This is a genomic window from Haloflavibacter putidus (genome assembly GCF_006546625.1).
GTDB lineage: Bacteria > Bacteroidota > Bacteroidia > Flavobacteriales > Flavobacteriaceae > Mesonia > Mesonia putida.
In genome coordinates this window covers 90,847-102,169 of the sequence record NZ_VIAR01000004.1, presented here as the reverse complement: position 1 = coordinate 102,169, position 11,323 = coordinate 90,847, and the positions used below count along the sequence as shown (strand labels likewise).

General features: G+C 35.9%; 11 protein-coding genes. 2 read left to right on the top strand and 9 right to left on the bottom strand.

The genetic code is table 11. The features are described from left to right. Positions 1-40: 40 nt before the first annotated feature. The 9 genes from FKR84_RS05515 to FKR84_RS05475 all read right to left on the bottom strand — a co-directional run bounded on the left by FKR84_RS05515 (position 41) and on the right by FKR84_RS05475 (position 9,332). Entirely contained in the window at positions 41-865 is an 825-nt protein-coding gene (locus FKR84_RS05515; protein ID WP_141421300.1) for an enoyl-ACP reductase FabI, read from the bottom strand. A 47-nt stretch (positions 866-912) separates the two neighbouring features. Beyond that, on the bottom strand, positions 913-2,565 hold the full coding sequence (gene recN, locus FKR84_RS05510; protein WP_141421299.1) for a DNA repair protein RecN: 1,653 nt from the start codon (positions 2,563-2,565) through the stop codon (positions 913-915). Between the two features lie 56 nt (positions 2,566-2,621). Further along, positions 2,622-3,515, bottom strand: coding sequence for a type IX secretion system protein PorD (porD, locus tag FKR84_RS05505; RefSeq protein ID WP_141421298.1), 894 nt, complete (start codon positions 3,513-3,515; stop codon positions 2,622-2,624). Positions 3,516-3,527: 12 nt separating this feature from the next. Further along, on the bottom strand, positions 3,528-4,727 hold the full coding sequence (coaBC, locus tag FKR84_RS05500) for a bifunctional phosphopantothenoylcysteine decarboxylase/phosphopantothenate--cysteine ligase CoaBC (RefSeq protein WP_141421297.1): 1,200 nt from the start codon (positions 4,725-4,727) through the stop codon (positions 3,528-3,530). 5 nt (positions 4,728-4,732) lie between these two features. Continuing rightward, a complete protein-coding gene (locus FKR84_RS05495) occupies positions 4,733-5,068 on the bottom strand; it encodes a DNA-directed RNA polymerase subunit omega (RefSeq protein WP_141421296.1) in 336 nt (111 codons plus the stop codon). 3 nt (positions 5,069-5,071) lie between these two features. Further along, on the bottom strand, positions 5,072-5,893 hold the full coding sequence (locus tag FKR84_RS05490) for an outer membrane protein assembly factor BamD (RefSeq protein WP_233357675.1): 822 nt from the start codon (positions 5,891-5,893) through the stop codon (positions 5,072-5,074). Between the two features lie 91 nt (positions 5,894-5,984). After that, complete coding sequence (gene dapA, locus FKR84_RS05485; RefSeq protein ID WP_141421294.1) at positions 5,985-6,863, bottom strand: 4-hydroxy-tetrahydrodipicolinate synthase; 879 nt, start codon at positions 6,861-6,863, stop codon at positions 5,985-5,987. Between the two features lie 2 nt (positions 6,864-6,865). Then, a complete protein-coding gene (locus FKR84_RS05480; protein ID WP_141421293.1) occupies positions 6,866-7,366 on the bottom strand; it encodes a DUF6913 domain-containing protein in 501 nt (166 codons plus the stop codon). Between the two features lie 103 nt (positions 7,367-7,469). After that, positions 7,470-9,332, bottom strand: a complete 1,863-nt coding sequence (locus tag FKR84_RS05475; RefSeq protein ID WP_141421292.1) for a M61 family metallopeptidase — start codon at positions 9,330-9,332, stop codon at positions 7,470-7,472. 144 nt (positions 9,333-9,476) lie between these two features. Between FKR84_RS05475 and FKR84_RS05470 the strand changes: the two genes are divergently transcribed. Both FKR84_RS05470 and FKR84_RS05465 read left to right on the top strand, forming a co-directional pair. After that, positions 9,477-10,241, top strand: a complete 765-nt coding sequence (locus tag FKR84_RS05470) for a 5'-nucleotidase C-terminal domain-containing protein (RefSeq protein WP_141421291.1) — start codon at positions 9,477-9,479, stop codon at positions 10,239-10,241. A gap of 3 nt (positions 10,242-10,244) precedes the next feature. After that, complete coding sequence (locus FKR84_RS05465; protein WP_141421290.1) at positions 10,245-11,159, top strand: metallophosphoesterase; 915 nt, start codon at positions 10,245-10,247, stop codon at positions 11,157-11,159. Positions 11,160-11,323: the final 164 nt, after the last annotated feature.

Genomic DNA, 11,323 nt, shown 5'->3' with positions numbered 1-11,323 from the left:
CTAAGGCGGTTTCTATTAAATAATTTATAAAATATACCTACTATGAATCTTCTTCTTTCATAAAAGTATCCATAACTTGTTGACTTACTCCCATATTGGAAAATCCGCCATCATTATATAAATTTTGCAACGTAACTTTTTTGGTTAAATCTGAAAATAAGGTTAAGGTATAGTCAGCACATTCATCTGCGGTAGCATTCCCCAAAGGAGACATTTTATCTGCGTAAGCGATAAAGCCATCAAAACCTTTTACACCCTGCCCAGCAGTTGTAGGAGTTGGCGATTGAGAAATGGTGTTTACACGTACTTTCTTTTCACTACCAAAGAAATACCCGAAACTTCTGGCTATAGACTCTAAATAAGCTTTATTATCTGCCATATCGTTATAATCTGGAAATACGCGTTGCGCTGCCATATAAGTAAGTGCTACTATGCTTCCCCACTCGTTCATTGCATCTTTTTTATAGAGCGTTTGCATCGTTTTATGGAAAGATACTGCCGAAATATCCCAGCCTTTGGTGGTAAAATCGTAATTCATGTCTGTATAATGGTTTCCTTTTCTAACGTTTACAGACATGCCAATAGAATGCAATACGAAATCTAATTTACCGCCTAAAACTTCTGTGGCTTTTTCTACCAAATTTTCTAAGTCTTCTATTTTGGTAGCATCTGCCGGTATTAATTCTGCTCCTGTTTTCTCTGCCAATTCTTTTATCTTTCCCATTCGTAAAGCTATGGGGGCATTGGTTAGAACAAAGCTACCGCCTTCTTCGTGTACTTTTTCAGCAACTTTCCAAGCGATGGAGTTCTCGTCTAAAGCTCCAAAAATAATTCCTTTTTTTCCTTTTAGTAGGTTATAAGCCATAGTAAAATCTTTTATTAATTTAAGGTGTAAATATAGTAAATACTTGTTTAGTTTAACAAAGCTTTTGCGTGAGCTACTGCCGAAGCAGGTTTTTCTTTTCCGCCTAACATTTCTGCCAATTCATTAATACGGCTTTCTTGGTTTAAATTTACAATATTGGTTACCGTAGTATTTTGCTTTGTTTCTTTAAAAACTTTTAATTGTTGTTGACCTTTGGCAGCAATTTGCGGCAAATGTGTAATTGCCACAACCTGTAAATTCTCTCCCATAGTGCGCATAATATCACCCATTTTCTGCGCAATATCTCCAGAAACCCCCGTGTCTATCTCGTCAAAAATTAAGGTTGGCAAGCTGCTGTACTTGGCCAAAATACTCTTTATTGCTAAAGTTATTCTAGACAACTCTCCGCCAGAAGCTGCTTTTTTTAGTTCTGCATACTTACCGCCTTTATTAGCCGCAAGTTGCCATTGCATAGTATCGGCGCCATTTTTACCAAGTTTTTCTGTAAATTCTATTATAATTTTTAAGCGTGCATCGGGCATACCTACTTGTGCTAAAATGTTTTCTACTTGCTGAATAAAAGTTTTGGTTTGCTGCTGTCTTTTTTGGTGAAGTTCTTTTGCCAAGCCCAAAGCTTCTTGTTTGGCTCGGACAATTTCTTTTTGCAATTCTTCTACAACCGCATCTGAGTTTTCACTTGCATCTATTTTTTCTTCCAGCTCCTTTTGCAAATCCAACAACTCCTTTTCGGAAGTAATTCCGTGTTTCTTTTGTAGTGCATAAAGTTTTCGCAATTTTTCATTTACTTGCTCCAAACTTGCCGGATCTGCTTCTACGTTTTCTTGCTGGTTGGCAATTTCCATCGTTAGATCTTCTAATTCTAGCAACACGCTTTGCAAACGCTCTTTAAAATTTTTATACGTATCTCCAAAATTTTCAATACTGCCCAAACGCTGGTTAACTTCTTTTAAAACTTCCGTAACGCCCACATCATCCTGCTCTAACAAATGTGCGGCAGCCATTAAATTTTCTTTTAGAGCTTCTACATTACTCAACTCGTTTTGTTGTTGCTCCAATTCTTCTTGCATACCTTCTGCTAACTCTGCTTCTTGCAACTCACGCATTAAATACAAATTATAATCGTATGTAGCGGCAGCTTGTTGTTGCTCTAATTGATGTTTTTTTAAACGGTGTTGTAGATTCTCATAATTCTGTAAAGCTTCTTTATAAGTAGCTAAAAGTGATTGATTATTGGCCAGACTGTCTATAATGCGATATTGGTAATTAGCATCGCCTACAAACAAAGTTTCATGCTGACTGTGAATATCTACCAAGTTTTGCCCTAATCTGGTTAAAACTTGCAACTTTACGGGAGTATCGTTTATAAAAGCACGCGATTTGCCCGAAGGTAAAATTTCGCGCCTAATTATACTTTGCTTGTCGTAATCTAAATCTTGTTTTGCAAAAAAACCTTCTAATTTATAATCGGCTATGGTAAAAATGCCTTCTATAATGCATTTTTTTTCAGAATTTCGAATGGCGTTTAAATCTGCACGTTTACCTAATAACAAAGAGAGAGCTCCTAACAGAATAGATTTTCCGGCGCCGGTCTCGCCCGTGATTGTTGTAAATTTATCTTGCAGAGAAAGCTGTACATCTTCTATTAATGCAAAATTCTTTATGGAAAGTGAAGTGAGCAAATCGGTTTAATTTTTCCGTAAAGATAAAACGAAATTTATTGCTGCCACCAAAATAATTAATACTTTATAGAAGACCAGTTTTTGCTATATAAAGGCGCAATTCTGTTTAAAGTTTCTACAACTTCTGTTATAGGAACGGAAGGTCCGCCGCTAAAAATCTTTTCTATCTCGTCTGCTTTAGCATCAAAAAACGTACGAATAAGTAAAGAATTTGGTCGTGTATTATTTACTTGTTTTAAAGCCAAGATAGCCTCTGCTATTTTTTGTTTACCTTCTTCTACATCTTCGTGCATTTTGTCTAAACCTAATCTATGATAGGTATACAAAGCATCTCTGTAACCGGTAAAATTGTTGGAAAGTAAATCGCTATTTAAACGAAACCTGCTTTTGTTGTTTCCGCCGGCACGCCAACCTTCATAATTGCTTTGCTGGGCGGTATTTACTATTTGTCGTGCTTCTTCATAATAAGCTTGGCCGCCTTGTAACTCAAAAGTATCTGCATCTAAGCCTAAAATGGTGTAAATATAAAAGCTAATGCCAGAAACCAAATTAGAATTGAAGGTATTAGGACTATAATCTAAATTTTGATATTCGGTGTACTCAAAATCAAAATCGTTGTCTTTAAAATTAAACACCGGCGTAGTAGCAACAGAACCAAAAATTGGTCGCGAAGACTGTATTTGCAATGTAGCCTTAAAGTTATTAGAATCGTAAGAGGTGATGTTAATAAAAATATTGCAGTTTATCTTTTCGTGCTCTTGTAGATTTAACTTTGTCCACGTGTTTTCTGACACAAACTCTTGCAAGGCAGATTCTAGCGTGTTAAAAATAGACAGTTTTGTACGCCCGGTTTGTTCTGCATTTACTTTTACGCTACAATTTACCTCTTGTGCTTGGCTACTAAAACCAACAACAAAACTTAACAGGAGAACAAAAATATATCTACGCATTTCTTCACGGAATTAAGACAGGCGTTCTATAACCTGCAGAATAATGTCTTTTGCAACTTCTTGTTTTGGTTTTAACGCAAAATCAAGGCTGTTTGTTTTACTAATAATTTTTATTTTGTTGGTATCTTCTTTAAAACCAGCTCCTTTATCGCGCAAACTGTTTAAAACAATAAAATCTAAATTTTTCTTGTCCAATTTGGCAGTAGCGTTTTCTACTTCGTTTTCGGTTTCTAGGGCAAAGCCTACCAATAACTGCTTTTTTTTGCGTTTACCCATCGCCAGCAAAATATCTTCTGTTTTTTCCAATTCCAGCGAAAGCGTCTTCTCTGACTTTTTTATTTTTTGATCTGCCGCTTTTACCGGTCTATAATCCGAAACCGCCGCTGCAGCAATAGCAACATCTACCTCATCAAAATAGCTTTCTGTTGCTTGCAACATTTCTGCGGTAGAAGTTACATTTATTTGCTTTACGGAAGAAGATTTTGCGGTTAATGCCGTAGGGCCGGAAATTAAAAAAACCGTAGCGCCCAATTTTGCAGCTTCTTCAGCCAAAGCAAACCCCATTTTGCCGCTAGAATGGTTGCCTATAAATCGCACCGGATCTATAGCTTCGTATGTTGGTCCGGCGGTAATCAAGAATTTTTTATTGTAAAGCGGTAAATTTTTCTTTACGGAATTGCTTATTGCTTTTACAATGGTTTCAGGCTCTGCCATTCTTCCTTTTCCGGATAAACCGCTGGCAAGTTCGCCGCTTTCTGCGGGAATTATATGGTTGCCAAATTCTTGTAATTTCTTAAGACTTTCTTTGGTGCTGGGGTGTTGGTACATATCCAAATCCATCGCCGGCGCAAAATACACCGGACATTTAGCAGACAAATAAGTAGCCAGCAAAAAGTTATCGCACTGGCCGTTGGCCATTTTAGATAACGTATTGGCCGTAGCGGGCGCAATAAGCATAATATCTGCCCAAAGACCTAAATCTACATGATTGTTCCAAACTTCGCCTTCTTCTTCCGTAAAGCTGCTTATAACCGGGTTTTTAGAAAGTGTAGAAAGCGTTAAAGGAGTAACGAACTCTTTGGCCTGCGGTGTCATAACCACTTTTACGTTGGCACCGGCTTTTATAAAAAGTCGTACCAAAAAAGAAGTTTTATAAGCGGCAATACCGGCGGTAATGCCCAAAAGTATATTTTTACCGCTTAAGACTTCCATAAAAATTACTCTTCTGTAGTTGTGTTGGTATTTCTGTAATAAATTTTACCTTCTAACCATTCTTCTACGGCTAAAGCTTGTGGTTTTGGCAAACGCTCGTAAAATTTAGAAACTTCTATTTGCTCTTTATTTTCGAAAATTTCGTCTAAGCTATCGTTATAGGTAGCAAATTCGTCTAACTTTTCTAAAAGCTCTTTTTTAATTTCGGTATTGATTTGCGTTGCTCTTTTTGCAATAATCGAAATAGCTTCATAAATATTATCGGTTGGGGCATCTACTCTATTTTTATCTATAGTGGTAGTGGTAACCGGAGCAGTTGTGTTCTTTAAATCTGTACTCATAATTTAACTTTTTTGAAAGTTTTCTAAACGGGTTTCAATATCTTCTGAAGTAGACCTTACCTCTTCATTAAATTCGCCTTCAGGATAAAATTTTATATAATCTTGGTAATAATCTTTTGCGGTATTTAAACGTTCTTGCACCAAATACTGGTAACTGTTTATTGCCAAAAGATAGGCCGCATCCATCTTATAATAATAGGCTTTTTCTATATATTTAGAGCCGGGATAATTTTCTATAAAATTCTCCATCGCAGCCATACTGGCTTTATAATCTTCTAAATGGTAATACTGCCTTGCAATTAAAAAAGCTTTTTTCTCTAGTTTCTCCTGCAATTCGCGTACCAACTCATTAGCTTCGCCTATATATTCACCATCTGGATATTGCGATATATAAGTTTGTAATTTTGATATACCGGTATGCGTTTCTTTTTGGTCTAAACTATAACGCGGTGAAATGTAATAATAACTCTTAGCAGATTTAAACAAAGCTTCTTCTGCTTTTTCGCTTTGGGCGTGAGCTTTTGTAAAACGTTCAAATTGGTAACCGGAATCAAAATAAGATTCTAAGCGATAAAATAAATCTGCGTAAATAAACCTTATTTTTTCCCCTTGTGGCTTACCACTATACTGTGGCAAAATTTGCTCTACCAACCGTAAGGATTTTTTGTATTTACTGTTCTTATCTTCTGCTTTGCCTTCTTCGTAAAGCTTAGCAGCCATCTCGTATTTTGCTTTAATATCGTCGTTTTTCAACACCTTTTGGTATTGACTACAACTTGTTAAAAGCACACCGGTTAAGGCTAAAAAAATTATCTTTTTAATCATATACACAAATATCTTGCAAAAGTAGGGTATTAAATCGTATTTAAAAAACGAAAAAGAAATTTTGGTTTTTTCTTGACTTGCTTAGGTTTATTTAAACTTGTTGCTCTTTGCAAAAAGTAGAAATTACTTTGCTTAACGCATGGCTGGCTTCTACCAAAGGTAATCGTACACAATTTTCTGCCAAACCTAAGTCTTTAAAAACCGCTTTTATACCAGCCGGGTTTCCTTCTGCAAAAACCATATCTATTACCGGGGCTAATTGGTAATGAATTGCAAAAGCTTCGTCTACTTTTCTTTCTAAGCCTAAACGTAACATTTTAGAAAATTCTTTTGGAAAACCTTGCGCCACAACAGATATTACTCCTGCCCCACCGGCCAAAACCATTGGTAAAGCAAGCATATCTTCGCCAGAAATTACCAAGAAATCTTTTGGGGTTTGGGCTATCATTTTCATAGCTTGATCCATACTGCCGGCGGCTTCTTTTATACCAATAATATTTTTATGTTCGGCCAAACGTGCTACGGTTTCGGGTAGCATGTTAGAAGCTGTTCTGCCGGGAACATTATATAAAATTATTGGTAAAGGTGCAGCATTTGAAACTTCCGTAAAGTGTCTAAAAATACCTTCTTGCGAAGGTTTGTTATAATAAGGAGAAACCGATAAAATAGCGTCAAAACCTTTTACACTTTCGGTTTTTAAGCGTTCTATCACAGCCTGGGTATTGTTGCCGCCAATACCAAGTACCAAAGGCAACTTCCCGTTTACTTGGGTAACAATAAATTGTTTTACTTTTTCTCGTTCTTCGTTGGTTAAAACTGCATATTCTCCTGTGGTACCTAAAACTACCAAATAATCTACACCGTTTTCTAACTGAAATTGCACTACTCTTTTTAAAGCTTCAAAATCTACGCTTTTATCTTCTTTGAAAGGCGTGATTAATGCTACACCGGTACCGGTAAATTTTTTCATAATTACTGATTTATAATCGATAAATATTTTTTTACTTCTTGCGCAAAAAGCTTTGTGTTTTTAGGGTCTGTGGCTATGCTTAAATCGTTTAAGCCTGTACATTCTAATTCAAAACCAACTTTTAATTTTGCGTTTACCAAAGCGCTAAGCAATAATAAGGCTTCTGGCGGCTTTACAAAATAATTTATCAATAAGTCAAAATTTTGTTGCTCAAAGCTCTTTGCCGTTCCCTCTTTTTTAAATTTTCCGTAAAGGTTTAAAGCTTTTTTAGAAAACCATTTTTCTGTATCTGCCGTAACATCGCTTTCTTTAGAAACGTAAAACAAGACTTCAAATTGTGTATTATTTTCTGCCAATTCTTTTTGCAATATTGTATAAGCTTTACAATCTGGCATTGCTTGCGTATCTATTAAAATACCAACTTTTTTTAACGAGCTAATAGAACCCGCTTGGTGTTTTTTTATAGCAGTATTTAAACGTGTTTGATAATTATATAATCGCAAGAGGTGTGTTATTTTTTTGCAGAAAGATAAGTAGTATAAAGCAATTACAACAGGCTTTGCTGCAACTGCTTTATACCATCTTGTTTATTAATAAATTAAGCCATTAATTTAACCAGGCTTTTCTAAGTTGCACCCGTTTGTCTGTTGCGGGCAAATCCATTTCTTTTAAGCTGGTTTTTATAGCTGTTGGCTTTTTGGCTTTCGCCGAAAGTTCTATTTCTTCGCCATCGCGTTCTACCACCATTGTAATCGTATCGTCTTTTGTCCAGCCTTGCGAACTTACAATTAAGCCGTAAACGTTATCTATGCCGTACTTTTTGCCGTTAATGGTTTTAATAATATCGTTTGGTTCTACGCCTAAATCATTTAAAAAAGAATTATACGCAATGCCTTCTCTAAAATACAATTCGTTTGTTTCTGGTTTGCCATCTATATAAGGTACTTGTCCTTTTAAGAAATAACTGGTATTTATAGTAGTTTCTGCTTTTTCTACACCAACTTTAGCAAAAAACTCATCGTACGGAATTGGCGTACTACCGATAACATATTTGTCAAAATAAGTCTGAATTTCAGGATAAGTCATCTCTACAATTGTCGGAATTAACTCATTATCTTCAAATGGTTTGTTTTGCCCGTATTTGTTGCTCAATTTCTTCATTAAATCTAAAATTCCCATCTCACCATTACTCAATTCGCGCAAGCGTATATCTAAGGTCATCCCTATTAAAGCACCTTTCATATATACGTTATAATAGCTGTCTTTATACTTGTCTTTTAAAACGTTTTTGCTCAATTCCGTAAAGGGCATTGTATCGTCAAAACTTTGCGCAGTCGCTATTTTTTCAGACATACGCTCGTAAAAAGCTTGGTTATCTATCAAGTCTTGTTTTACCTGAAAAAGATTCGCAAAATATTCGGTTACACCTTCGTACATCCAAAGATGTTGCGACATTTTTGGATTGTTATAATCAAAATAATGTACTTCTTTAGAGTGAACGCTCAACGGTGTGATAATATGAAAAAATTCGTGCGAAACTACATCTGTCATCGTTTCGTTTAAAGTTTCTAACGGCATAGTTTCCGGTAAGACAACGCTGGTAGAGGTATGGTGTTCTAAGGCACCAAAACCACGCGCATCTAATTCTTGCATATCTGCCAAATACAGCAAAATAACATATTTATCTGTACTATTTACATCGCCTAAAAAGTCTTTTTGAGCTTGTAAAACCTTTTGCATATTAGGCTTTAGATCTTCTGCAGTATAGGCGTTATTAGGAGAATATACTTGCAGCTCAACTTCCATCCCATCCAAATTAAAAGTCACCATATCGCTATCTGCATACATAATAGGATTGTCTGTAATCTCAAAATAACGCTTTGCGCGGAATACATCTAAACCTGTGTTGCTCTGACTTTCGGGCGTAGAAAATTTTTGTAACGAAGTTCCAGCAGTTAAATTAGTTGGATGTTTTATGCTAAGTTGGTACGCATTTTCTGAAAGTCCTTCAAAATAACCCACAAACCCGTGTAAATTCAACATAAAATTTTCGTCTTTTTCTATGTTTGTCCCTGCCGGGGAAAAAACTCCTTCCTCGCCTTCTACATCAAAGGAATCGTTTACCCAATAAGTAACTTTATCTAAATTTCCTGCTTGGTCTATCTGCCAGCTATTGTGGTTTAGTCGGGTAACATTCATTTGGTTGCCGTCATAATCGTAGGCTTGCAGGTTTTCCATAAATTTTCCGTAATTATCTGTAGAATAAGTTCCGGGTACGGTTTTCGGGATATAAAAAGTGGTGGTAGTTGTGGTAAATTTTCCGGGGTCTAAACTTACTATTACTTTATCGTCTTGCACATTTACCAAATCTATATTGGTCATTACCGTGCTATCTTCAGCAGTTTGTTGTGTAGCCTTACAGCCAATCATAGTTATTGCCAAAACAAGGCCATAAAATATTTTTCTCATACAAAGATTTTTTACGTGTTACTTGTAAGACTGCAAAAAACCGAAATTGTTACATTGGATGCAACAATTTTTAACGGAGTTTTTAAAACGAAGCTATAAATAGGTAATTCTAATTATCTTTGCAGCATAATTTTTTATAAAAATATGAAACGCACACTTTTTGTTATTTTCAGTGTAACGCTTTTACTCATCAATTCGTGCAAAGAAGAAAAAGAAGAACTGGAAGTATCTAAAATAGAAGGAAAGCAACTGCGCATAGAAGCTTCTATTAAAGAAAACGACTCTATAAAAAACTTTATCGAGCCTTATAAAAACCGTATTGAAGAAGAAATGAACACGGTTTTGTCTTACACGCCAACAACGCTTTCTAAAGAAGACGGAAAATATAATACCGCAATTGGTAATATGATGGCAGATGCCGTTTTAGAAATGGCTAACCCAATTTTTAAAAAACGTACAGGCAATACGATAGATGGCGTTTTACTGAATCACGGCGGGATTCGTTCTATAATTAGCAAAGGAGATATTACCACCAAAACCGGTTTTAATATTATGCCGTTTGAAAACGAAGCAGTTATAATTGGTTTAAAAGGCACGCAAGTTCAAAAAATGTTTGTTTATCTGGCCAAAAATCAAATTGCGCACCCAATTGCCGGGATGCAGCTTACTTTAGATAAAAACGGTGCTATAAAATCTGCCAGTATTCAAGGAAAAAAAATTGAACCCGACACAACCTACTACATTGCTACCAACGATTATTTGATGGAAGGCGGCGACCGAATGTATTTCTTTGGCAAACGTGAAAGTCAGACTTATTTAGACTATAAATTACGCAATATTTTTATTGACTATTTTAAAAAACACGATACCATAAATCCGGTGCGCGACCAACGTTTTATTCAAGAATAAGCTATGAAAAGAAGAGATTTTATACAGAAAACAGCTGCTGCGGGTTTGTTAACCGGTTTGGGCGGTACTGCGCTTTTAAACAGTAGTTTTATAGCCAATAGTAAAAAACACATTACTATTTTGCACACCAACGATGTGCACAGCCATATCGAGCCTTTTTCTAAATCTAACGCAGATTATCCGGGCGTTGGTGGCGTGGCAAAACGTTATACGCTTATAGAAAAAATCCGTAAAGAAAACCCTGATACTTTACTTTTAGATGCCGGCGATATTTTTCAGGGAACACCGTTTTTTAATTTCTACGGAGGCGAATTGGAGTTTAAATTAATGAGCAAACTTGGTTACGATGCCGCCACCATTGGCAACCACGATTTTGACAATGGCATAGATGGTTTAAACGCGCAATTGCCCAATGCTAAATTTAGTATGCTTAGCAGTAATTATGATTTCTCGGATACGGTTCTCGACGGACAAATAAAGCCTTACCAGGTGTTTGAAAAAGCAGGCGTAAAAATTGGGGTTTTTGGACTTGGCATTCAATTGAAAGGTTTGGTTAACAAAAAAATGTATAAAGAAACCGTTTATCAAGATCCGGTTGGGGTAAGTCAAGACATTGTAAAGCGTTTAAAAGAAGAAGAAAATTGCGATTTGGTAATTTGTCTTTCGCACCTTGGCTACCATTACGAACACGATAAAATAGACGATTTAAAGCTTGCCAAACAAACCAAAAATATAGATTTGATTATTGGCGGACATACGCATACTTTTTTAGAAAAACCCACCATTACAAAAAATGCCGAAGACAAAAATGTACTGGTAAACCAAGTAGGTTGGGCAGGTATTAATTTAGGTCGTATAGATTTCTATTTAGACGATAAAAATAACGTTAGCGGTAAAGGCGCTACTATTCTGGTGTAATTGGGTTTTATTGGGTAATAGGTTTTAGGAAAAAGGAGTTTATTTTACTTCTGCAAATTTACTCGTAATACCGTCGTGGTTATTGGTAGCAGTGCTTAAATTATCTTCTTCAAATGCTTTAACCTATCTTTGCTCCGGTAAATATCAGATCTTGAGAGAAATAT

Excerpts from the sequence above, each read along its gene's own strand:
- FKR84_RS05515 (WP_141421300.1), bottom strand. The coding sequence starts at position 865 with ATGGCTTATAACCTACTAAAAGGAAAAAAAGGAATTATTTTTGGAGCT.
- porD (WP_141421298.1), bottom strand. The coding sequence starts at position 3,515 with ATGCGTAGATATATTTTTGTTCTCCTGTTAAGTTTTGTTGTTGGTTTT.
- coaBC (WP_141421297.1), bottom strand. The coding sequence starts at position 4,727 with ATGGAAGTCTTAAGCGGTAAAAATATACTTTTGGGCATTACCGCCGGT.
- FKR84_RS05495 (WP_141421296.1), bottom strand. The coding sequence starts at position 5,068 with ATGAGTACAGATTTAAAGAACACAACTGCTCCGGTTACCACTACCACT.
- FKR84_RS05490 (WP_233357675.1), bottom strand. The coding sequence starts at position 5,893 with ATGATTAAAAAGATAATTTTTTTAGCCTTAACCGGTGTGCTTTTAACA.
- dapA (WP_141421294.1), bottom strand. The coding sequence starts at position 6,863 with ATGAAAAAATTTACCGGTACCGGTGTAGCATTAATCACGCCTTTCAAA.
- FKR84_RS05475 (WP_141421292.1), bottom strand. The coding sequence starts at position 9,332 with ATGAGAAAAATATTTTATGGCCTTGTTTTGGCAATAACTATGATTGGC.
- FKR84_RS05470 (WP_141421291.1), top strand. The coding sequence starts at position 9,477 with ATGAAACGCACACTTTTTGTTATTTTCAGTGTAACGCTTTTACTCATC.
- FKR84_RS05465 (WP_141421290.1), top strand. The coding sequence starts at position 10,245 with ATGAAAAGAAGAGATTTTATACAGAAAACAGCTGCTGCGGGTTTGTTA.